The following is a 22,356-nucleotide window of genomic DNA, read 5'->3' as shown; positions in this document are numbered from 1 at the left end:
CAGCGAAGGAGACTCTATGCGCTCGATCCTGCTTCATGCTCGCCGCGATGATCGGTTTGAAGGCCGCCTCCAGGTCGCCCTGGACCTGGCGAGGCAACTCGACGCTCATTTGACCTGTCTGCAGGTCGTGTCGTTCGACGTGGCCGTTCCGGGCGATCTTTACGGCACCGTGATTTCCGAGATGATCCCGGTGATACGCGACGCCGCTCTGGAATTTCGCGCGGAGGTCGAGGGCCGCCTGGCCAAGGAAGACGTCCGCTGGACCTGGGCGGACGAGTTCGGGGTGGAGGAGTCCTACTTGCTCGACTACGCTGCCCTCAGCGATTTGGTGGTGGTCAGTGCTTCGCCGCCTGAGCTGGGAGCTGGACCTTCGCCGTTGGTCGGTGGCCTCGCGATCCATGGTCGTGCCCCCTTGCTGGTGGTGCCCAGCGCCCAATCGGGCCTTTCGCTCGGCGGTGCCGCGCTGGTCGCCTGGAACAACTCCGCCGAGTCATCGCGCGCGTTGAAGGCGGCCGTGCCGTTGCTCGCGCGGGCGAGTAGCGTTTCGCTCGCGATCGTTGCCGAGGACAAGGCGGAGAGCGAGCACGACATTCCGCCGCTGCGGGGTGTGGAATATCTCGCGCGGCACGGCATCGAGGCCGAGATCGTCGAACTCGCGCAGAGCTCGGAAGGTGTTGCCGCCACGTTGGAGGAAGCGGCCAAGGCGCGCGGTGCCACTTACCTGGTTATGGGCGCTTACGGTCACTCTCGGTTACGGCAGTTACTGTTCGGCGGGGTCACCCGGCGATTGTTAACCGAACCCACCCTGCCGTTGCTGCTCGCACATTGACCCTAGCCTTCGACGGCGCGGATCATCCCTTCCTGTGCGACACTGGCGACAAGGCGGCCGTCGCGCGTGAAGATCTGTCCTCGGCCAAATCCCCGGGCGAGCCCCGACCAAGGGCTTTCGGTAACGTAGAGCAGCCACTCATCGGCTCGAAACGCGTCGTGGAACCAGATCGCATGGTCGAGGCTGGCGGCCTTGATCTCGCCCTTGTGGAAGCTCAGTCCGTGCGGCTGAATTGCCGTGGAAAGCAGCTGAAAATCGCTGGCGTAGGCCAGCACTGCGCGATGGATCGGCTGATCGTCGGGCAGGGGGGCGACTGTCCGGAACCAGGCGTGCGCGCGGGGTTCGCGCTTGCCGGGCGATTGCCAGTTGCGCGGTTCGACGGAGCGGAAGTCGATCGGCCGGGCACGAAGCATGAGATCGCGCAGCGGGCCTTCGGGCATTTCGGCCCCGGCCCGTTGGCGGATCGCCGCGTCGGGCTCGAGCTCTTCGGGCGGAGGCACTTGCGGCATCACCGCGAACTGATGCGTCAGCCCTTCCTGCGGCTTCTGGAACGAGGCAACCAGGTTGAGGATGGGCGCGCCCTCCTGGCTTGCGACGACGCGGCGATTGGAGAAGCTTCGTCCGTCGAGGTCGCGCTTGACGCGGAATTCGATGGGCAAGGCGTCACTCCCGCCACGCAGGAAGTAGGCGTGGAGCGAATGGGTGTGCCGATCTTCGGGAACGGTTCGCCGCGCGGCTCCGAGCGCCTGGGCAATCGCCTGCCCGCCAAAGACTCGACCGGTCCCGCCGACCTGCCTGCGACCCACGAAGGTGTCGGCTCCCCGAGGCTCCAGATTGAGTAGAAGTACGAGATCGGCAACCAACTGCTCAGGCGTTGGCACGGATTTCTTTTCAGTCGCCATGCCGCCACGCTTGCGCGGCGCCGTGGCGTCAGTCAACGGATGCCGGGGATCCGGCGCAGGATGCGCCACGCGATTGCCTTGCCCGTGTTGCGCCCAGGCCACCGTACCGGCGGATGGGGATTCAACCCACACCTGCGCAGCAGCCCGTTGAACGCGCGAGCGTCTGCCTCGGCGAAACTCCATTCGCTGCGCCAGGTAATCGACAGCGAGATCGAAGGCGCGGGCCCGTTGCGTACATAGTGCGGCGCCATAACCGGCACGTAGAGCGCCTCTCCCGGCGCAAGGCGAAATGTGAGCCCGTGGCAGGCGAATTCTTCGCTCCAGGAGAGCTCGCGCGCGCCGCCGGTGTGGTACTGCTCGTGCACCGCATCGGGAGCGAACAGCTCGTCTCCGGCGCGAAAGACGGTCATCGCCTTTTCGCCGACGAGTTGCAGCAGGATGTTGTGTTCCGGATCGAAGTGGTACGGAGTGATCGCATTCGGGCTCGACACGAAGACGTAACCCTGCGTTTTCAGCATCCGACCGGTCTTGCGAAGGATCTCCACCTCTAGCTCGCCGAGCAACTCCGCCAGCAGCGCGGCGTAGGTCGGATGCTGTTCGATATTTTTGAGCACCGCCCAGCTGTTGCTCTGCTCGATTCCCCGAATGGTCTCGCCGATGGTCAGGCCATTGCCTTTCGGCTTGCCTTCGACGCCGATCGAGAGATCGCCGCGATTATATTCGACCGAACTCGCTGGAAGAACTTCGCCAAGCTGCGCCAACGCCTCCAGCTCAAGCAGCGGATGATCTTCAAGGCTGTGCCGCAGCTTGTGCGGCCCCTCAGGATAGGACGCCGAAAAGTTGGCACGCGAAAGAGGCGGGAACACCGCCGCCGTGCGCCTGGCTTCCGCCCGATACAGATCATGCAACTCGTTCATTTGGGCCCCTTGCCACCGGACGCGGTTTCCACGGCAGCGATTAAGCGGAACAACAACTGGCGGGCGGCACCGCCGATAGCCACATTCCGGCTCACGATTGAGCGCCGCTCCCGCCAAAACTGGTCGATCATCGGATGATTCATCGCAGCGCAGCTGTCGGACCATTCGATCTCGGGCCGATTGAGAACCTCGAAATTCTCGAGCTGGAGCAGGGCGCCTGGAGAGAACCGCGCATAACGCTCGTCAAACGCGGTCTTGAACGCGAACGCAGCGGGTGGACAAATAAAGCTCACGAGCATGGCGAGCGGTTCGCCGTCTAGGCGAAGGGCCCGGCGTTCAAGCCGCCCCTTCCTCGCAGCACCCCTGAGAGCATCGCGGAAGAAGGTCTCGGTCGCCCCATCACAGGCTAGGGCCGATCCCGCTTCGCCTTTCCAACCCGCGCGTTCCAGCAGGAGGAACTCGTCGATCCACTGATCGAGGTCCGTGGCATCTTGCAGGCATTCCGACGACAGCGATCCCTCTTCCTGCAGGCGGCGATGCTGGCGGCGCAGCTCCTTGCGCTTCTTTCCCGACAGGGCCCGTTCGAGATAGGCCTCGGGTGCGAGGTGCGATCGGAGCATCGCGCGTTCTTCTTGCACGACTGTCGCAGCGTGGCGGGACATGTGATCCAGCACCTGGAGCAGCGCTTCAGCGATGGGCCCATCGCCCGCCTGGCGTTCAAGGTGAAGGAACAGGGCGCTGCCAGCGCTATCGTCCATCCATGCGAGCGTCTCGAGCCAGAACGCCTTCTCGAGCCCTCGCGCTATCAAGGGCGTTCCGAGGAAAGCGTTGGGATGAAGCCAGTTGCGCCAGTGCGGAACGGGGTGGCCGTAATAGCTGGCGTCTCGAGAGACAGGTAGCAATCCCGCCAGTTGTCCGTCGGCTTCCAGGCAAAGCAGGGTCACGGCGTCGTCGCGATCCAGGGCCTGAAGCGCCGGAAGAAGGCACCAGCTCTCGAAAAAGGGATTGGGTTCGCTCGCCCGCAAGGACAGGGCGTTCCAACCGGCCAGTTCGGTGGGGCATTCGAAGATCCGCCAGCTACGCTCGACGATCCGCAGGCGCGGGGCCGGGGGCCGCACCTCAAAGGTTGGTTGGAGATAGAGGACTGCGTTGCTGCCCACGCGAGAGGTTAACCTTGACCGCTGACGGCCCGGTCACCGTCTTGATCCGATTAGTCCGGTGGACCGAAGGAACGGCTAAGCGAGAGGGTAAAGAAAGCCCCACCAGGCCGGGCCTGGTGGGGCAATTCGTTTACCAATCAGTGGATTCGGTCAGCCAGCGGCGAGCGCCGCCAGCAGCAGCAGTGCCACGATATTGGTGATCTTGATCATCGGGTTCACCGCCGGACCTGCGGTGTCCTTGTAGGGATCGCCAACCGTGTCGCCGGTCACGGCAGCCTTGTGGGCTTCGGAGCCCTTGCCGCCGTGGTTGCCGTCCTCGATGTACTTCTTGGCGTTGTCCCAAGCGCCGCCACCGGCGGTCATCGAGATCGCGACGAAGAGGCCGCCAACGATCACGCCCAGAAGCAAGGCGCCGAGAGCCGCGAAGCCATTGGCTTCACCCGCGATCGCCGTGATTGCGAAATAGACGACGATCGGCGCAAGCACGGGCAGCAGCGAAGGAATGATCATTTCCTTGATCGCCGCCTTGGTGACCAGATCCACCGTCCGGGCGTAGTTCGGCTTCGAGGTGCCGGCCATGATCCCCGGATCGTTGGCGAACTGGTCGCGCACGTCCTTGACAACGTCGCCCGCGGCCCGGCCGACGGCGGTCATGCCCATCGAGCCGAACAGGAACGGCAGCAGCGCACCCAGCAGGAGGCCTACGATAACGTAGGGGTTCTCGAGGCTGAAGCTCACTTCGCCGTTGGTCAGAACGCCATCCGACAGGGCCGGGAAGAAGTGGCGCAAGTCGGTGGTATAGGCGGCGAACAACACCAGCGCGGCGAGGCCGGCCGAACCGATGGCGTAGCCCTTGGTAACAGCCTTGGTCGTGTTGCCGACTGCATCGAGCAGGTCGGTTTTTTCGCGGACCGAGTCATCGAGACCCGCCATTTCGGCGATGCCGCCGGCGTTGTCGGTGACCGGACCGTAGGCGTCGAGTGCCACGACCATGCCGGCCAGTGCCAGCATCGCGGTCGCGCCATAGGCGATGCCGATCAGGCCGGCGATCTGGTAGGCGACGATAATGCCGGTGACGATCACGAGCGTCGGCAGCGCCGTCGCTTCGAGGCTCACCGCAAGGCCCTGGATCACGTTGGTGCCGTGGCCCGTTTCCGAAGCCTTGGCAATCGAGCGGACCGGGCGGAAGTTGGTGCCCGTGTAGTACTCGGTTATCCAGATGATCAGGCCGGTGATGACCAGGCCGACGAGAGCGCAATAGAACAGCGCCCGCCCGTTGAACTCGGTGCCCGGAATGACCGCTTCCATGCCACCAAGGGCGTAGGAGGTGGCGAACCAGATCGCCGGGATCGACAGTACGGCCGAGACCAGGAAGCCTTTGTACATGGCGCCCATGACGTTGTTCGACTTGCCGAGGCGGACGAAATAGGTGCCGATGATCGAGGTGACGATGCACACGCCGCCGATCAGCAGCGGCAGCGCCATGAGATTGCGCAGCAGGTCACCAGCTCCGGTGAGCAGCAGCGCGGTGAGTACCATCGTCGCACCGACGGTCACGACGTAAGTCTCGAACAGGTCGGCGGCCATACCGGCGCAGTCACCGACGTTGTCGCCCACGTTGTCGGCGATGACTGCCGGGTTGCGGGGATCGTCCTCGGGAATGCCGGCTTCGACCTTGCCGACGAGATCGGCGCCGACGTCAGCGGCCTTGGTGAAGATACCCCCGCCGAGACGCGCGAAGATCGAGATCAGAGAGGCGCCAAAGGCGAGGGCAACAAGCCCGTCAACCACCGTGCGGTCCTCACCGCCGACGGTATAACCGCCCGGGCCGGTCAGGTACCAGTAGAAGACCGCGATCGCGAGCAGGGCCAGCCCCGCCACCAGCATGCCGGTGATGGCACCGGCGCGGAAGGCGAGGGTGAGACCCTCTTGCAGGCCCTTCTGCGCGGCAGCGGCCGTGCGGACGTTCGAACGCACCGAGATGTTCATCCCGATGAACCCGGCGGCGCCCGACAGGATCGCGCCGAGCACGAACCCGGCGGCGCTGATGGGTCCGAGGAACGCGAACACGATGACGGCGACGACCACGCCGACGATGCCGATCGTGGTGTACTGGCGCTTGAGATAGGCCTGCGCGCCTTCCTGGATCGCTGCCGCTATCTCCTGCATCTTTTCGGTACCGGCGCTGGATCCCAGCACCTGCCTACTGGTGACGAAACCGTAGATGACTGCAAGCAGTCCTAAGCCAATGGCAATCAGTGTCAGGTCCATGACGAGACCATCCCTCCCCTCTTCCAAAAAGGAAGCGCGGCCCGATCATTGCGCCGGGTCCGCGCGGAACCTGATGGCTAAAGCGGCCCGTAAGGCGGTGCAAGCCCTAAACCGCACCATCCCGTGGACCAATTGGGCCGGGTGAGCCACCGAACAGTAAAAGAATCCGACTGTCCGGAATTGTGACGCCATTTCCCTGATTCTTGCGGGTTTGCTTGGTTTATGCGAAGTTAATTCAGATTTCGGAGGCGGCGTCCTGCCGCTGGCAATGGGGTTGCGACAGGTGGCGGACGGGCCGATCGGGGACGAGTACCTTCTTGCGCGTGACGGGGTTGGCGTAGAGACGCTTGCGCCGGAGACCGACCGTTCCGCCATTCCGTTGACCGGGCCCGACGGGCTCGACCGCCACACCCGCCGCGATCTGCGCAAGCAAGAACTGGCCGTCGCCCGCGAGTACATGGGCGGAGCGATGTGGCCTTACGTGGTGGCCGCCTGGGGCGGGTTCGCGCTTTGGGTCAGCCTGTTTCCGCTGACCATGCTCGACATCGTGCCGTTGCCTATTGCGTTCGTGATCTCGTGCGTGCTGGCGACCGGCGGTTACGTCACCAGCCATGAGGCGATGCATTCGAACATCGCGCAGAAGGGCAGCAAGCGCCGCTGGGTTAACGAATGGGTTGGGCAGGTCTCTACCATCCCGATCGTGTTCCCGTTCTCGATGGCGCGGTTGATGCACCTGGAACACCACTACCACTGCAACGATCCCGAAAAGGACCCGGATTACACCGACGAGGCGCCCAATGCGCTGATGGCGTGGTACAAGACCTGGTATAACCGCCAGCCCGGCGTCGACGGTTCGATCCATGCCTACAAGCGCATCCTCAACGAGATGGGCACACCCGAGGCCGCGCGCTCACTCAAGGAGACCATGGTCCTCCAGCTGGTGTTCATGGCCGTGCTCTTCACCATGGCCTGGAGCGGCTATGCGATCGAGGCCGCCCTCGTCTGGTGGCTGCCGCGGCATATCGGTCTCAGCTATATTCGCTTTTACCTGAGCTGGGCGCCGCACCATCCACGCGCCGGGCGGACCGGGCGCTACGAGAACACCTACGTATTCAAAAGCCGCCTCGGCCATGTGCTCTCGATGTGTATGGAAACGCACATCGTGCATCACCTCTATCCCAACATCCCCAACCACCGCACCCGCGCAGCTTACATGGCGCTCAAGCCGATCCTCGATCAGCGCGGTGTGGACATCACGAAGCTGTGACGATGGAAGCCGCCGTAAAGCAGTTGTTCCGCTGGATGCCCTTTATCTTCGGCATCGGTTTCATCGCCCCGCTGGTCGCGCAATCGCTGGCCTATTGGGACATCGAGGCGCCTTTCGGCCTCAGCCGCATCTACTTCGGGCTGCTGATCGGCGCGCCCTGGGGGCTCTATGCGGTGTGGCGGGGGCGCTGGATCTAGAGCAAACCTGCGCCCGCCAAGTTGACACTTAGGGGTGACGGGGTGACACGGTAGCGCGGCCTTTGCGAAAAGTGTCAACTTGCCGATTTTCCAAGGAAAACTGCCAGATATTGTGTCAACTTGCCGCGCGGAGTGTAACCTTCCGCAGCCGCATCCGTCTTCTCCAAGTTGACACTTTTTGCCCGCGCTGATGAGCGCGCGACCGGAGAATCCAACAATAGGAAAGGGCGTTGGTGACCATGGACCGGACGCGGCGCTGTAGGAAAGTGTTTTCGTTCACTTTCAGTCTTTTGCGCGCAGATCAGAAGATCGACGTTGCCAGGATGCCTCCCAATAACCCGCCATGGACATTCCGAAAGATTGCCTGTTGCTTGGCGCGGCTCGAAAACGCACAGAGGAGGCATGACTAACCTCGACCCAGCCGTGTTCGCGGCCGAGTGGTGCAGCGCCTGGAACGCGCACGATCTCAACCGTGTCCTCGAGCACTTTCATGACGACGTGGTCTTCACTTCACCGGTTGCCGCAGGTCTTTTCCCCGAAACGGGCGGCGTCATGCGCGGCAAGGCAGCGCTTCGGGCCTATTGGGAGGAGGGCCTTCGTCGCATCCCTGACCTTCACTTTACCATCGAAACCGTGTTCGCGGGCATCGGCACGGTGGTAATTCAGTACCTCAATCAGAAGGGCGTTAGCGTGTGCGAGGTCTTGATCTTCGACGGGGCCCAGGTGTGTGCAGGGCATGGCACTTATCCAACCCACGTCGACAATCCGGCGGGCACGGGTGGCTAAAGGATTCTGCCGAGGTTCCTGCCGCCCGCCGTTCCGAGGCTAACGCGCGCGCTTGCTCGGCGGCAAGGATTTGAAGTGGCCGATTGGCTACGGAGCTAGGGTTGGGAGTGGGGCAATTGGTTGTGTTCAAGGCGACGATAGCGGACGGTCTGCTTTCGACCCATTGCGGACATATGGGCTTAGGTGCCGCGCATTGCTCGCCAGTTATCCGGGAGGTCGCCTTCCAGGCAGTTTCCGGATTTGCATAGCGCGGCTTCACCAAGGAGAGAACGGACAGCCGCTAACTTGGCGCATGGTACGGCCTCATCCACTTCAAAGACGTAGATGGGATGGGGTGTGAGTCTATCGGCATCAGCAAGCACGCGCTTGAGTTGGCTGTAATCAAAGCTCTCTGAGCCCCGCGTAACGGCTCCTTGGGGCGTCACCCAAAAGCGACCCATAGCAGACATTCGCGGCGCCAAGCCGCCGGCTTAACCGCCGGGTTTCGGTTTCACCTGAACATAGATTTCCGGGGGGGTCTCATCGAAGTATCGAAAAAGAGCGGGACAAAGCCACCCTTCTGCTTCGAGCTCCGATGAGTAATAGACATTCCCGCCACGCTCTTCCCTCCGCCATTCGAGCCGGAACTGATGCCCAGGAAATGGTGTACTCGAAAATACCATCACGAAACCGGCACCTGCGTTGGGAATATCAGCCGTGACCTGATCGATCATTGTATCGGCGCCGCCAACGAAGGGTTCGGCGGTCAGTCCTACGCGAGGATCGTCGAACACCCACATATCGAGGTAGCGATACGGGGCAATGACGTTGATGGCGTTCATGTGCGCAGGCCTCCCTTCTCGCGCACCTAATCACACAAGCGATGCCGGACAACAATGTTCACCCATGTTGGTCGTTCGGAGCGCAACTTTCCCGAAAGCCAGCACATCCGTTTTGCGGACAGGCCGCAATCGACCCATTGCTGACCTTGAGGTCCTCTGTCAGTCCATTTCCCTCATATAAAAGTTGGAGGGGTATTTGAGGCGGGCCAATCTGTCCTGGTTCGCGGCGGGCGCGGCAACGAGCGCGCTTGCTGCGGTTTTGAGTCGAGTTTTGATCCCTGTATCTGACGATGCTCATCCATACTTGGCGATCACCGATCGATGGTACCGAGTGGATGAAGTGGGGCAATACAAAGATATTGAATATAACGGTGGACAATTGTTCAGCGATTGCGGCGCGCGGCAGTTCACTATAAGACTATCTCAGCAACCGCATAGAGAAACCTATTCTATCATCAAGATAAACCAGCCTAACGCGACGGCTATTAGGTGTATTTTGGGGAGGGCTGCTAAGGAAGGATTCCCAATTGAGGGAAAATTTATTACGGATAATCAGATTAGGAACTATTGATGCGGGCATTTTCTTGGTGTGCCCACCTTAAAACGGGGCGATGACCGCTTTCCACCCATCTCGGTCATTCCGACCGGCAAGAGCGCAAATCCCAAGGCAGCCCGGCTGTAAATGATCCACAGCGGCCTTAGGCGAGAGGTTTGGAAGCCAAACAGCTGACCGACGGCTTTCATGGCGGCAACGCCCGAATGCGGACAACGACACGCCGCCTTGAGCCGATGCCGCGTTAATCCGGCACGTAGATGATGGTGTCCGGCTGTTGGGGGCTAGCGGCGGTTACATCCTTGTCGGCATTGGGATCTTTATCCCGATCTTCTAACCGCGCTGCCTGTTCCGCAGCTTTGGCTCGATCAGCGATCTCAACGGCATCCTGGCGAAGTGCGTCGAGTTTTTCGGACGTCTCCTGAAGTTCGGCAGCCCGCCTTTCAGCTTGTGAGTTGCAGGCAGCGAGAGACGGCAGCACAACGAGAGGTACGATCAAGTTGAAAGTGCGCAACAGTGACATGAGATCCCCCTAATTGCCCAAACGCATGACTATCCTCGATTGAGCATTACAGGAAGACATCGGGTTGGTGGTGAGCACCGCTTTCCACCCATTGCGGTCATTCCGTGCAGCGTGAGTGGCAAATCGAGACCCGCTCCGGAGCGGACGATCCGCCAACGACCCCTCGCAGCAATTCGGCTCTCCGGATGACGGCTCTGCGCCCGTCCAAGTCGCGCAACAAGCCGTCCTCGCGAACCAGGAGCAGGCGCCAGCCAGACCTTGTTGCCGGACCTGCGTCAAATCCCCATTGCAGGCGCGCTACATTTGTGGCACGCTACAAATGTAGCAGTGAGGTTGGAGGCGGCCGATGTTGAAGAAGTTGCCCCCGCGCGAACGCGAGATCGTCGATCTGCTCTACGAGCGGGGCGACCTGACCGTGGCGGAGATTTCGGAAGCGCTACCAGGGCAACTCAGCGGCTCGGCCGTCCGGACGATGCTCAGCCGGCTTGAGCACAAGGGCTTCGTTCGCCGCTCCGACAGCTCGAAAGGCCATCTCTACCGGCCCGCCGTGCCCGACAGCCAGGCGCGCAAGACCGCGCTCAAGGACTTGGTGCGGGTATTCTTCCACGGCTCCCCCGCAGGCGCCGCGACAGCGCTGCTCGGCATGTCCGAGCGGCTTGACGAGACCGAGCTCGACGAACTTGAAGCGCTGATCGCCCAGGCCCGCGCCGCCAGACGCAAGGGGCCCAAGTGATATTCGTTCTCCTTGCCGCGAAGTCGGTGGTGATCGCCGGCGGAACCCTGCTGGTGCTGCGGTTCATGCGCGGCCGTTCGGCTTCGGATCGGAGCTGGATCGCGCATCTCGGCTTGGCGGCGCTCGCCGCGTTGCCGCTCGGATCGTTGCTGTTTCCGCCGATGGAGGTGCCGACCTCCTACGTCTCCGTCCTGGCCGAGGCCGCGACGGCAAGCTCCGGCACTGCGAGGGCCGCACCGATCGCGCCTGCGCCCCACACCCCTGTTGCGGAGTCGGGCTTGACGCAGGCGGCGGACGGGCTGCTCCTCGCCTATGCTGTGCTCGCCCTGTTCCTTATCGCCCGCACGCTGCTGGCGTTGTTGCGGCTGGTGTTGCTGACGGCGCGGGCTCGCGCGGTGACCGACGATCACTGGCTCCAAGCCCTGGACCGGGCCCGGCGGCGGATCGGATTCACGAAGAGCGTCGCGTTGCTGGCCAGCCCCGAGATCGCCTCTCCGGTAAGCTGGGGGATCCAGGCGCCCAAGATTCTGCTCAACACCGATGCCGTCGCGGCGCACGCGGACGCGGACGCCATCGTGGCGCACGAACTGGCGCACCTCGCGCGGGCGGACTGGGCCAAACTGGTGTTGGCCCGCGTAAGTGTGGCTATATTCTGGTTCAATCCCTTTGCCTGGCTGTTGGCGCGAGAGGCGCACCAGCTGCGCGAGGAAGCGGCCGACGACGCCGTGCTGGCCGCGGACGTCGAGGACACGGCTTATGCGAGCTTGCTGGTCAGCGCTGCCCGCCAGCAAAGCAACGGCCTGCAGTTCGGAGCCCATGGCGTCGCTCCCTCGCGAAACTCGCTCGCCCAGCGTGTCCGGCGGGTCCTCGACCGCGGCTTGAACCGGTCTGCCGGCGGCACCCGCTGGGCCGCGGCCATGGCCGTGAGCGCGACGGTCCTGACGGCTCCGCTGATGACCTTGCAGTTCACCGATACAGCGCTGGGTTCCTCGACCCCTACGCCGTTCTCGTCAGACGACAATGCCGAAGCGGTCGTGTTCGACCTTCGAATTCCGCCGCGCGAGCCCAATACGCTGCCGAAATCGACACAAGAGGCGGGCTTGGGGGTAACCACCAAGTGACCGGCGCCCGAATCTCGCGCGCGATCGGCGGCGCGGCCGGGGTAGTTCATCGGGCCATTGTCGCACTTCTATTGTTGGCCATGCCCCTTGCCGCCGCCGCACAGGATGTCGAGCAGCGCGCCAGGGAAATCGTCGCGGTAATGCAGGGACAGGCGATCTACACGGACGTGTTCGACGAAGCCTTCACCTCGCGGGTTTCGCAGGAGCAGCTTTCCGCGATCTTCGATCAGGCCAAGGGCCAATACGGCCCGCTGGTCGGACTGGAATCGGTCGAGCCAACGTCGCCAACCGCTGCCAATATCGCCATCCGGTTCGAGCGCGGGATCGCTTCGGGCGTGTTCAACCTTGCCAATAGACCTCCCTATCGGGTCGCCGGCATTCTCGTGAACAACCTCGCCCCGGCCGATGACAGCGCCGAGAAACTGCTGGCCGATATCCGGGCCTTGCCGGGCGAAACATCGATCCTCATCACGCCGCTCGACGGTGGCGAGCCTTTGCTGTCGTACAATGCCGACCGGCATCTCGGCATCGGATCGGCCTTCAAGCTCTACATCCTTTCCACGCTCGCCCGTCAGGTTGCTGCAGGAAAGCGAAGCTGGAGCGATGTCGTCCCGATCACCACCATAGCCCATCCTTCCGGCGCCTCGAGGGACTGGCCAGAGGGTGCGCCGGTCACGCTGCATACCCTCGCCACGCTAATGATCTCGGTCAGTGACAACACCGCCACCGACAATTTGCTGTCGGCCGTCGGGCGCGGCGCGGTGGAGGCGGAGGTCGCCGCGTCGGGACATTCCGATCCCGCCCTGCTGGTTCCCTTCATGTCGACGCGCGAGATGATTGCCCTAAAAATCAATGGCGATGTCGAAGCCTATCGAGCCGCCGACGCGGCCGGTCGGCTAGCCGTGCTCAAGGTCACCGCCGATAGCAAAATCGACATGTTCGAATTCATGACGACGTTCACCGGCCCGCCCAAAGCCATCGATATCGAATGGCTGGTCTCGGGCGAGGATATGGTCAATCTCATGCGCCGTATCCACGAACTCGACGACCCCACCGCGCGCGAGATCATGGCGGTGAGCACCTCTGTCCCGGATAATCTCAGCGGGGGCTGGCAGTATATCGGTTTCAAGGGTGGGTCGGAGCCGGGAGTGCTCAACTTGAGCTGGCTGCTGCAGGACCACGCCGGCGAATGGCACGTGGTGACGCTGAGCTGGAATAACCCCGATGCGGCCGTCGACCGGGAGGCGTTCACGGCGCTCGCAATGCGCGCGATTGCGCTGGCCCGGCCAGACTAGCCCCAATTTCTCAAGCGAGGATGTCGGCCATCCTCAAATCGGCGGAAATCTCGTGAAAGGGGACGACAGGGATGAGGGTGAGCTGTTTCTCGATGGCGCTGGCGACCGGCGCTCTGGTTGCGAGCCTGCCGGCGCAGGCCCAGGTGAGGGTTCAGGCGCAGCAAGCCGCGCCTTCCCCTGAAGCGCAGGTCTTCGCCAGGCTCAGCGATGCCGAGGTGGAGCGCCGCGTCGGCGCGGTGATCGACGAAGTCAGGACCCGCCCGGAGTTCGTTGGCCTGTCGGTGGCGGTGGCACGCGGCGACGACCTGATTGTGGATCGCGGCTACGGCATCGCCGACCTCGAGTGGAACGCGCCGGTCGATGCGAGCACGATCTTCCGCATTGGCTCGATGACCAAGCAGTTCACCGCCGCGGCAATCCTGAAGCTTGCGGAGCAGGGCAAGCTCTCCGTCGATGATCCATTGAGCCGATACGTGCCCGAGTTCGACACCGGCGGCCGAGTGGTGACGATCCGCGAACTGCTCAACCACACCTCGGGCATCCCTGAATATACGATGCAGCCCGGCTTTTTCGGGAGGTTGTCGCTGATCGACGTGAGCGACGCCGAGCTGCTGCAGCTGGTGTCCGGCAAGCCGTTCGACTTCGAGCCGGGGGCGGGCTGGCGCTATTCGAACACCAACTACTACCTGCTGGGGATGGTCGTGGCCAAGGCGAGCGACCGGGCCTACGCGGCGTTCATGCAGGACGAGTTCTTCACGCCGCTCGGCCTGACGCATACGCGCTACGGCTCGGAAACCGCGATCATTCCGCACCGCGCGCAGGGCTATTCCTTCGACCCGGACACACACTCGCGCTCCAACGACGCGGCGATCAGCATGAACACGCCCGGTGGCGGCGGAGCGCTGGTCTCGAGCGCCGGCGACCTGGTTCGCTGGCAGATCGCCCTGACCAACGGGCGTGCGATCCGCCCCGCCTCGTTCGAGCAGATGATCGGCTCGCCGGTGAAGATGGGACCGAGCGAGGCGCTTTACGGGTTCGGGGTGACGATCGATCGCCTGGACGGTCAACGCATCATCACGCACGGCGGCGGCATAAACGGCTTCGGCGGCGTGCTGAGCTGGCTGCCCGACAGCAACTTGCGCATCGCGGTAATCTCGAACAGCGAAGCGATGCCGACTCCGATCATCCAACGGCGGATCATTGCCGCACTGACGTCCGACGAGCCGCCTGCGCTGCGGACCACGCCGCAGCCCGGCTCCGAGGCCGCGCTGCGCAAGATGATTACGGACATCGCGGCGGGAACGCCTGATTACTCCACGATGTCGCAGTTGGGTGCCGATGTGACGCGCGCCATGCTCCCGACGTTACAGCAGATATACAAGGACCTCGGGCCGCTACGCTCCCTGACTTTCATGGAAGTCACGCTCGCGGATTTCGACTCCTATCGCGCCGAGTTCGCGAACGGCGCGGCGGTCTACACGATCATGCTCGCTCCGGACGGCACGATCGCGACGGTCAACTACCGCCCTCTGCCACCCGGCGGCCAGTAGAGGAGGGCGCCAGACGTACGGATAGCGCCTGGGTTCCTGTGTCGGGCCGATGTTAATTTAGGAACGGCAACAGCTTAGATCGATAAGCCTGTTATGTCCGATGAAGATGACCGCGCTTATTATGCCACCGAGGCGAGAAGGTGCCGTCGCTTCGCTCAGGGGGCCGATCGGCGCACCGCGAATGCTTTGATCGAGCTAGCTTTGGAATATGAAGCCAAGGCTAGTCCGGCATCACAGGCCCCGCGTTGATGCCACGGCAACAAAAGCTCAAGGTCTTCCGGACCCCGATCGGATTCCACGACGCCTATGTCGCTGCGCCGAGCCGTAAGGCTGCCCTGGAGGCGTGGGGCAGCGACAGTGACCTATTCGCGCGGGGCATAGCCGAACCCGTGACCGATCCGGAATTGGCTCGTGAATTCCTCGAACACCCCGGCAAGGTCATCCGTCGCTTGCGTGGCACCGAGGCCGAGCAGATCGCAGCGCTGCCGAGGCGATCTCCCTCCAAGCACCCTGCCGCGCCATCGAACCGGAAGGCAGCAGAGATTGAGGCGCCGAAGTTGAAGGCGACCCGATCCGTCAAACCTCGACCGCGCCCGGACCGCACCGCTCTTAGTCAGGCCGAGCGCCAGTTGGCGGACGCCGAAGACCGCCACCAGAAGGAGATACGGGTGCTAGCCCAGCGGGAAGCGAAGTTGCTTCATGAGCGGCGCGAGCTTGAACGGCAGCATGACCGCGAACGCGACAAGCTGCAGAGAGAACTCGCCACTACGAAGCGCGCTTTCGAGAAGGCCTTGCGAAAGTGGCAAGGTTGATCGCTCCGGGCCTGCCAAGCGCCGCAAGACGGAGAGTCTGGCCCTCAGGGAAGTTCGCGTGCGTGGCTAAGGTGCCCTTCAACGATGGGTGCCGTCTCGCTGGCAAAGGCTTTGAGGGGCTCTGATGCACCGCTCGCCGCCTGGCTCTTGAGCAGGGCCAAGGCTTCTTCATGGGCCGCGATTTGTTGATTGGCATAGAGGGCGTCGAAATTGTCGCCTGCCGCCACCAGGGCATCAAGATCGGTCCGATGCTTGGGTTGCATGGCGAGGGGCAGCCCGACGCCGCCCGCTTTCGCCACCGCCGCCTTCAGCTTCTGAGTGGATGCGGTGTGATCGGTTATCATCATCTGAGCGAACGACTTCACCTTCTCGTTGGCGCTTCGTTGTTCGGCGATCTTTGCCGCCTCGATCTCGTACATGTCGCTCGACGCGGCCGCGTCCACGAAGCCTTGAGGTGTCGAGGTATCGGGCAAAGCCGTCTCAGCCGTCGGAGGGTTAATGTCTCCCGTCGCTTGGGCGGCAGGCTCTTGGGTCTCCGTCGCGTTGTTACACGCTGCCAGCGCCAGAGCGCCGGCGAGGCCGATTAAAAGCTGCGCTTTCATGGGTCGTGTCCTTATGTGACTTCGACACGGCAACCGGGGCCTGCGGTCAAAGTTCCCCCCATTTAGGTTTGTTACAACGGGGCAAGGGATCGCTACCGCGCGTCGAAGGCCAAATGGGTCCCGACCTTGGGATGGACTGGCGCGACTGGCGTTGTGATCAAGGTTAACTCTGGTGTCGATCAGGCGGTGGACCGGTTCAGGACTCGCTGGACCCAATTAGGAGACGTCGCATGAGTATCTTCGGACGCATCAAGGATGCGATCTTCGGCAAAGAAGCCAAGACCGCTCCGGCGCCGCAGGCAACCGAACCCGCCGCCTCCGCTGCTCCGACTGCGGCGCCGTCGGCTCAGCCCGTTCTCGAAGTCGACGTCGAGCGCGTACTTTCCGAACGAGCCACCCGCAGCGATCAGGATCTCAACTGGCGCTCCTCCATTGTCGACCTCATGAAACTTCTCGAACTGGATTCGAGTTTGGGCGAACGTCAGGAGCTGGCACGAGAGTTCGGTTATACCGGCGAGCTTGATGGGAGCGCCGAAATGAATATCTGGCTCCACAAGCGTGTCATGACCGAGCTCGCCAGGAATGGTGGCAGGATTCCGGCAGACATGCTGGACTAGGAACGACTATCGCCCATTTCCAATTCAAGCGCGAATGGCCAGTTTAAGTGATGGATCTGTTCGGCACGCCGCCCATTCCGGGCCTTGGCTATCAGGACGGATTTGTTACGCCAGACGAAGAGCAGGCGCTGATAGACCATATCGGCGAGACCAATCTGGCGCCGTTTCTTTTCCAGCAGTGGACCGGCAAACGCTTCACCCAGTCCTATGGGTGGACCTATGACTTTCAGACCGGCGTCTTTGCGCCCGCCCAGCCTATTCCCGATTGGTTGCTGCCCTTCAAGGAACGCGCGGCGCTATCGGTAGGGTTGAAGTCTGGCGATCTGGAGCAGGCTCTTCTCATTCGGTACGACCCGGGCGCAGGCATAGGATGGCACCGCGATCGTCCGGTATTCGAACATGTGATCGGCATTTCGTTGGGCCACGCCGCGACGTTGCGGTTTCGGCGCAGAACCGGGGCCAAGTTCGTTCGCGCGTCCCAGCAGGTTTTACCGCGCTCGCTCTATCACCTCAGCGGCGAGGCGCGGCACGACTGGGACCACAGCATCGCCCAAATGAACGTTACGCGTTGGTCGATAACCTTTCGCAGCTTAGCCAGGCGGTAGAATACGGCTTCTCGCAAAGACCTATCCGGCTCCGAAGTTTGCGATTAATTTCGGAATAGCGGGTAGGAGGTCGCGGGCGAGGAAGCCGATCTCGGCAATCTCCTTCGCCGCGTGCTCCCCCGCCGCGCCATGGATGAACACTCCCCAGCCTGCCGCCGTAAAGGGCACGGCGCCGCGGGCCGCGATCCCTCCGATCACGCCTGCCAGGACATCGCCCGACCCACTGGTTGCAAGCCCAGCGCTGCCGCCCTCGAAGAGCGCGGCTTCTTCCCCGGCACCCGCCAGCACGGTCCGGGCCCCTTTGAGCACCACGATGGCGTTGAATTTTTCGGCCACCCGTTCGGCCGCAGCAACGGGGTCGTTCGCAATGGTTTCCGCATCGATGCCCGTCAGGTAGGCCATTTCGCCATAGTGCGGCGTCATGATCACGCGGCCTTCATGGGCCGCAACCAGCGTGCCGAGATTGCCAGCGCATGTCAGCGCGGCGGCATCCAGGACAATCGTCTGGCCTGCCGACGCTCCCCGCAAGAGGGCGGCGACCAGTTGTTCGGTGCGCTCACTGGCGGACATTCCCGGGCCGAGAACAAGCGTGTCGCAATTTGCCAGTCGCTCTCCCAACAGTTCGATCGCCCCGGAGGCGATCTCCCCATCGTCATCAGCGGGCAAGGCGATCATCGCGGCCTCGGGCATCAAGACCGCAAGCGACATCGCCGCCGCGCGAACCGTGGCCATTTGCAACTTTCCCGCGCCCGCTCGTAGCACCGCCTCGCCGGTAAGCCGCAGCGCTCCGGGTACGAATTCAGCGCCGCCCACCACCAAAACGCGGCCGCGGGCGTTCTTGTCTCCGCCGATCGCGGGGGAGGGGAGCGGATGGCGGTCCAGCCAGGCGCGATCGAGCTTCTGCACTAGCCGCGCCGCCCAACAATCGCATCGGGCTCGCTGGTGACGGCCGTGTCCTGTTGCTTCATCGGAGCAACGACATTGTAACGAGCCAGCACGAGCTTGCCGTCACCGCCCGCACCGGGGTCGAAGCTGTATTCGGTGATGGCGCAGTTCGCGATGTCGCCTTCCTGATCGATTGCCAGGATCGCGGCCTCGTCGAGCGTTTCGATGATGTAGCGCAGGCAAAGGACCACCACCTGGTGAGTGAAGATCATCACCCGCCTGCCGCGGTAGTGCAGCGAGATGGTGTCCAGCACCGATCGTAACCGCAGGATGACATCGCACCAGCTCTCGCCGCCCGGCGGGCGGTGGTAGAACTTGCCGAGAAGGCGGCGGAATTCCGCTTGCTCGGGAAACACGTTGGCAACCCCGAACGTGGTCAGCCCGTCGAGTATTCCAAACTCCTTCTCGCGCAGCCGCTCATCGAAACAGATCGGCTCATGGGCGGGCGTTCCCCCGGAATCGCGAAAGACTTCGGCGGTTTGCAGGGCTCGGACATAAGGCGACGAAAGCAAGACGTTGGGCCGCCAGTCCGGCGGAAGGTTGGCGAACCAAAGTCCCAGCGCGCGAGCCTGCTCCCTGCCTAACTCGCTCAGCGGCACGTCGGCATCGCGACTGGTCAGGGCAATGCGATCGGCTAGGGCGTCGTGCGCCATGTCCCTCGCAACGTTGCCGGAACTTTGTCCATGGCGAACGATGATCAACTTTTCAGGCCAATTCATACCGATCTCCGCACGCAAGCCGGCAACGTGCGGGGCAGGGCTTCGATCCTCGGGACGGTCAAGCCGCCAGGGTTCCGCCGGGGTTGAGGCCGACGTTGGGTACGTGTCCTGCTCGTCAGGGAACATCTGGTAGCCCTCCGGTCCCCGGTCGAGACTCGAACCCGATGCAATCGACGCAGGCATCCTGCCCGAACGTCTTGTCGTCCATTTAGGATACCCTTGCTTTAGGTCAGTTCTGGAACACCCCCCATAACCCCCTGTTCTTGAATAGTGCGACCGTCCGGCCGCGAGAAAACAGGAACCTCCCATGTCCATTATCGACAAGGTCATCGCCGCCGTCACTCCGCCCGAAAGTGAAGAGGAAAGGATGGAGGCTCGCAGCCGGGCCAATGCAGCCTCAATGCCGGGCGATTGGCTCGCGCTAATCCTCAAGCATCACCTTCGGATCGAGGACGCCTTTGCAGAGGTGAAGGTGGCAGGCGACGCTGGCGCACGCAGGGCGGCGCTCAAGCGCCTTGGCATATTGTTGACGGGGCACGCGAACGCGGAAGAGGCTGTGATTTATCCAGCGCTGGCCGAAGAACACCAGAAAGCCCATGCCGCAGCCGGGTACGAGGAGCAGGCCATGGTCAAGGTTCAGATGGCGCTCCTCGAAAAGATCGACCCCATGAGCCAGGATTTCATCGATAAGCTTGAGCACATCGAAGGCGCGGTCGCGCATCATGTCTATGCTGAAGAAGGGAATTGGTTTCTCGATCTCAACGAGAGAGCCACTCCTGAAGACCAGGCGGTTCTCGCTCGTCGCTATGCCGAGGAATATGATCGTTACGTAGGCGGCCAGCAGGGTCTTTGAGCGTCGTGGCCACTCAGACCAAACGCCGACCTTCGCCAACGAGCAAGACGGAACGAAAACCAGATAAGGTCGTCCCGGCCAGTCCCTATGTCATGGCTCTTGCCTGGGCTCTCAGGGAGCGGAGCGGGCAGCGAATTGGGTCATTCGACATTGGCGAACTCGCCGCCGAAATACTCGCCACGCAAGACTCGGTGTGGGTGATCATCCGCCGGTCCGGACGCGGCGGTGTCGCATTACGTGCCGCATTCGTGCCGACGGGATTTGCCTGCCGGACAACGCCCACCAAGGGCGGAGAGACGCAGCGTCTGCGGATCGATAGTGCCTTAGGGGTTCACGAGATTGTCCTCAAAGCGGGTGGTGACGCCCTGGAGCACGTCCGGGTCACCGTCACGTTCACGCCTGCTGGGCCAACGTTGGTGCCGTTCCTGCCGCGCGATCTCTATCCGCTCGACGCAAATGACGATCCGCTGACCGCCGAAGGCAACGTGGAAGCAGCCCAACGGGGGCTCAACAGCGGGCTGCTCTATTTCCATATCGATGAGCCGGCGTTCGGCAATGTTCTCTACTTTCAGAACCTGACCGCGATGAACGGCTACTATCGAGCGACCAAGACCAGCCCTGACGGCGCGGTCGGGGGCTTGTGGCCAGAACTTGGCTATCTGGTGCCCTCGCCATTGCAGAGAGGAACGCCTCCTTCGCACTCGCTGCCAGTGGGCAAAGATGTGACCCTGTCGGATGCGATCCTCGTGTTCCGCCATCGCGCTCCTCCGCACGAGAGGGAATCCGCCCGGCAGTTTCTCCAGATGCTGGGCGAAGCCTACAAGCTGATCGAATTGCCCCAGACCGACTATCGCGACTGGGTGACCCGCGCCGAGAAGACCCTGGTCGATCTCGATGCCGCTCCCGAGGCGACGATCCGCCACTACGGGCATCGCTACATCCACCCTTACACTGCCCACGAGTATCCCGATTCCATGGTCCAGTTATCGATCCTGTCGGCCATATTCGACTGGGGTCGCTGGAAGGGTGAACCGCATCCTCTCGAGGCCGAGCTACGCGCCGGTTTGAAGCGGTTCTACGATCCCAAGCTCAAGGCACTGCGCCGTTACCTCCCTAACGTGGGAGAGGACAAGGACGCCGACGCGGTCGACAGCTGGTATCTTTACCATCCCATGCTCAATCTGGCCCGCATGGCGCTGGCGGGCGACAAGCCCTCGGCGTCCCTGTTTCTCGATTGCATCGACTTCAGCATCAAGGCCGCGCGGCATTTCGATTATCGATGGCCGATCCAGTATAAGGTCACCGACTTCTCCATCATCACCGCGACTGCAAATGACGAACGCGGCCAAACCGATGTGGGGGGCCTCTATGCTTACATCATGCTCCAGGCCCATGAACTGACGAGCGAGCCGCGGTTCCTCGATGAGGCCAAGGCGGCGATCGATGCCGCCATGGGGATGCGCTTCAACCTTAACTACCAGGCCAATTTGACAGCCTGGGGGGCGGCCGCCTGCATGCGGCTCTATCGCATTACCAACGACGTGACTTATGCCGAGCAAAGTTACGTCTATCTCGCGAGCTTCTTCCACAATTGCGAGATTTGGGAGAGCGAACTGGAGCATGCGGTGCATTACCGCAATTTCCTCGGGGCGACCTGCCTGCAGGATGCCCCGTATATGGCAATCTACGAGTGCTTCGACGCGTTTACCGCGTTTGAGGTATTTCTCGACGAAAGTGGGCCCAACCTCGACCCCGCTGTCCGAATGCTGGTGGCCGAGTACTGCAAGTATGCCCTGGATCGCGCCTGGTTTTACTACCCCGACGCCTTGCCTGCTGAAATTCTCGCGACGGAGAACCGTAACGGCCACATCGATCGGAATCTCTCCTTTCCTCTGGAGGATCTCTATCCGGATGGACAGTGCGCCGGACAAGTCGGGCAGGAGATCTATGGCGCCGGTGCGGCAATGGTGTTCGCCACGCGGAGCTTCCACCCGATCGAAGGAGCACCTTTCAAGCTATTCTGTGATCATTTCGTTCGAGGGATCGAACGGACCGGAGATCGGTCGCTGAGTGTTGTGCTCGACGGTGGGGAGACCTGCCTCGCTGCGCTTAGTTTCGTGCGCGAGAAGCGGCGCAAGTTGCCCACGCTCAGGGTGGTGACGGCGGGCGGAGACGAGTTGAAGGGCCGCGCCCGTGATGAGTCACGAGTGGATTTCAACGTCCCCGCCAATGGGCGGCTGATCATTAGCTGGATTGAGCAACCAGATTAACTGCTTTT

At 62.5% G+C, this 22,356-nt stretch carries 22 protein-coding genes; 13 read left to right on the top strand and 9 right to left on the bottom strand.

Translation table 11 applies throughout. From position 1 onward, the window contains the following. Window positions 1–16: 16 nt before the first annotated feature. Window positions 17–829: a universal stress protein gene (locus KK137_RS08460; RefSeq protein WP_214535685.1), complete on the top strand. Its 813-nt coding sequence runs from the start codon at window positions 17–19 to the stop codon at window positions 827–829. A gap of 2 nt (window positions 830–831) precedes the next feature. Here KK137_RS08460 and KK137_RS08455 read toward each other — a convergent pair whose 3' ends face one another. The 4 genes from KK137_RS08455 to KK137_RS08440 all read right to left on the bottom strand — a co-directional run bounded on the left by KK137_RS08455 (window position 832) and on the right by KK137_RS08440 (window position 6,079). After that, entirely contained in the window at window positions 832–1,731 is a 900-nt protein-coding gene (locus KK137_RS08455) for an acyl-CoA thioesterase (RefSeq protein ID WP_214536095.1), read from the bottom strand. 32 nt (window positions 1,732–1,763) lie between these two features. After that, complete coding sequence (locus tag KK137_RS08450; RefSeq protein WP_214535684.1) at window positions 1,764–2,648, bottom strand: cupin-like domain-containing protein; 885 nt, start codon at window positions 2,646–2,648, stop codon at window positions 1,764–1,766. Then, on the bottom strand, window positions 2,645–3,808 hold the full coding sequence (locus tag KK137_RS08445; protein WP_338028012.1) for a GNAT family N-acetyltransferase: 1,164 nt from the start codon (window positions 3,806–3,808) through the stop codon (window positions 2,645–2,647). Before KK137_RS08445 ends, KK137_RS08450 begins: the two co-directional genes overlap by 4 nt. Window positions 3,809–3,958: 150 nt before the next feature. Next, on the bottom strand, window positions 3,959–6,079 hold the full coding sequence (locus KK137_RS08440; protein ID WP_214535683.1) for a sodium-translocating pyrophosphatase: 2,121 nt from the start codon (window positions 6,077–6,079) through the stop codon (window positions 3,959–3,961). 268 nt (window positions 6,080–6,347) lie between these two features. Between KK137_RS08440 and KK137_RS08435 the strand changes: the two genes are divergently transcribed. The 3 genes from KK137_RS08435 (at window position 6,348) to KK137_RS08425 (ending at window position 8,329) form a co-directional block, all read left to right on the top strand. Beyond that, a complete protein-coding gene (locus KK137_RS08435; protein WP_214535682.1) occupies window positions 6,348–7,346 on the top strand; it encodes a fatty acid desaturase in 999 nt (332 codons plus the stop codon). A 2-nt stretch (window positions 7,347–7,348) separates the two neighbouring features. Beyond that, the gene (locus KK137_RS08430) at window positions 7,349–7,543 is read left to right on the top strand and encodes a hypothetical protein (protein WP_214535681.1); all 195 of its coding nucleotides are present in this window, start codon (window positions 7,349–7,351) and stop codon (window positions 7,541–7,543) included. Window positions 7,544–7,945: 402 nt separating this feature from the next. Further along, window positions 7,946–8,329 (top strand): nuclear transport factor 2 family protein, encoded by a 384-nt coding sequence (locus KK137_RS08425; RefSeq protein WP_214535680.1) that lies wholly within the window; start codon window positions 7,946–7,948, stop codon window positions 8,327–8,329. A gap of 470 nt (window positions 8,330–8,799) precedes the next feature. Here KK137_RS08425 and KK137_RS08420 read toward each other — a convergent pair whose 3' ends face one another. Together KK137_RS08420 and KK137_RS08415 are read right to left on the bottom strand one after the other, a co-directional pair. Continuing rightward, the gene (locus KK137_RS08420) at window positions 8,800–9,150 is read right to left on the bottom strand and encodes a DUF6717 family protein (RefSeq protein ID WP_214535679.1); all 351 of its coding nucleotides are present in this window, start codon (window positions 9,148–9,150) and stop codon (window positions 8,800–8,802) included. A gap of 797 nt (window positions 9,151–9,947) precedes the next feature. Continuing rightward, complete coding sequence (locus KK137_RS08415) at window positions 9,948–10,226, bottom strand: hypothetical protein (protein ID WP_214535678.1); 279 nt, start codon at window positions 10,224–10,226, stop codon at window positions 9,948–9,950. A 346-nt stretch (window positions 10,227–10,572) separates the two neighbouring features. Between KK137_RS08415 and KK137_RS08410 the strand changes: the two genes are divergently transcribed. The 5 genes from KK137_RS08410 (at window position 10,573) to KK137_RS08390 (ending at window position 15,737) form a co-directional block, all read left to right on the top strand. After that, on the top strand, window positions 10,573–10,959 hold the full coding sequence (locus tag KK137_RS08410; protein ID WP_214535677.1) for a BlaI/MecI/CopY family transcriptional regulator: 387 nt from the start codon (window positions 10,573–10,575) through the stop codon (window positions 10,957–10,959). Beyond that, window positions 10,956–12,080, top strand: coding sequence for a M56 family metallopeptidase (locus tag KK137_RS08405; protein ID WP_214535676.1), 1,125 nt, complete (start codon window positions 10,956–10,958; stop codon window positions 12,078–12,080). The genes KK137_RS08410 and KK137_RS08405 overlap by 4 nt, the downstream gene beginning before the upstream one ends. Beyond that, window positions 12,077–13,375: a serine hydrolase gene (locus KK137_RS08400; protein WP_214535675.1), complete on the top strand. Its 1,299-nt coding sequence runs from the start codon at window positions 12,077–12,079 to the stop codon at window positions 13,373–13,375. The genes KK137_RS08405 and KK137_RS08400 overlap by 4 nt, the downstream gene beginning before the upstream one ends. Window positions 13,376–13,446: 71 nt before the next feature. Next, complete coding sequence (locus tag KK137_RS08395) at window positions 13,447–14,925, top strand: serine hydrolase domain-containing protein (RefSeq protein ID WP_214535674.1); 1,479 nt, start codon at window positions 13,447–13,449, stop codon at window positions 14,923–14,925. Window positions 14,926–15,173: 248 nt separating this feature from the next. Then, a complete protein-coding gene (locus KK137_RS08390) occupies window positions 15,174–15,737 on the top strand; it encodes a hypothetical protein (RefSeq protein WP_214535673.1) in 564 nt (187 codons plus the stop codon). 44 nt (window positions 15,738–15,781) lie between these two features. Here KK137_RS08390 and KK137_RS08385 read toward each other — a convergent pair whose 3' ends face one another. Continuing rightward, window positions 15,782–16,339, bottom strand: coding sequence for a DUF4142 domain-containing protein (locus tag KK137_RS08385; RefSeq protein WP_214535672.1), 558 nt, complete (start codon window positions 16,337–16,339; stop codon window positions 15,782–15,784). Window positions 16,340–16,569: 230 nt separating this feature from the next. Here KK137_RS08385 and KK137_RS08380 point away from each other — a divergent pair, with 230 nt between their 5' ends. Both KK137_RS08380 and KK137_RS08375 read left to right on the top strand, forming a co-directional pair. Further along, window positions 16,570–16,956 (top strand): DUF3597 domain-containing protein, encoded by a 387-nt coding sequence (locus KK137_RS08380; protein ID WP_214535671.1) that lies wholly within the window; start codon window positions 16,570–16,572, stop codon window positions 16,954–16,956. A 50-nt stretch (window positions 16,957–17,006) separates the two neighbouring features. After that, window positions 17,007–17,561 (top strand): alpha-ketoglutarate-dependent dioxygenase AlkB, encoded by a 555-nt coding sequence (locus KK137_RS08375; protein ID WP_214535670.1) that lies wholly within the window; start codon window positions 17,007–17,009, stop codon window positions 17,559–17,561. A gap of 21 nt (window positions 17,562–17,582) precedes the next feature. Here KK137_RS08375 and KK137_RS08370 read toward each other — a convergent pair whose 3' ends face one another. Beyond that, window positions 17,583–18,467, bottom strand: coding sequence for an NAD(P)H-hydrate dehydratase (locus tag KK137_RS08370; RefSeq protein WP_214535669.1), 885 nt, complete (start codon window positions 18,465–18,467; stop codon window positions 17,583–17,585). Next, window positions 18,467–19,225: a histidine phosphatase family protein gene (locus tag KK137_RS08365; protein ID WP_214535668.1), complete on the bottom strand. Its 759-nt coding sequence runs from the start codon at window positions 19,223–19,225 to the stop codon at window positions 18,467–18,469. Before KK137_RS08365 ends, KK137_RS08370 begins: the two co-directional genes overlap by 1 nt. A 307-nt stretch (window positions 19,226–19,532) precedes the next feature. Here KK137_RS08365 and KK137_RS08360 point away from each other — a divergent pair, with 307 nt between their 5' ends. Continuing rightward, window positions 19,533–20,078, top strand: coding sequence for a hemerythrin domain-containing protein (locus tag KK137_RS08360; protein ID WP_214535667.1), 546 nt, complete (start codon window positions 19,533–19,535; stop codon window positions 20,076–20,078). A gap of 92 nt (window positions 20,079–20,170) precedes the next feature. Then, entirely contained in the window at window positions 20,171–22,348 is a 2,178-nt protein-coding gene (locus KK137_RS08355) for a hypothetical protein (protein WP_214535666.1), read from the top strand. Window positions 22,349–22,356 lie beyond the last annotated feature (8 nt).

It is taken from the genome of Croceibacterium selenioxidans, assembly GCF_018599195.1.
Lineage (GTDB): Bacteria > Pseudomonadota > Alphaproteobacteria > Sphingomonadales > Sphingomonadaceae > Croceibacterium_A > Croceibacterium_A selenioxidans.
The sequence above is the reverse complement of the archived record's forward strand: the minus strand, read 5'-3'. Positions and strand labels throughout refer to the sequence as shown.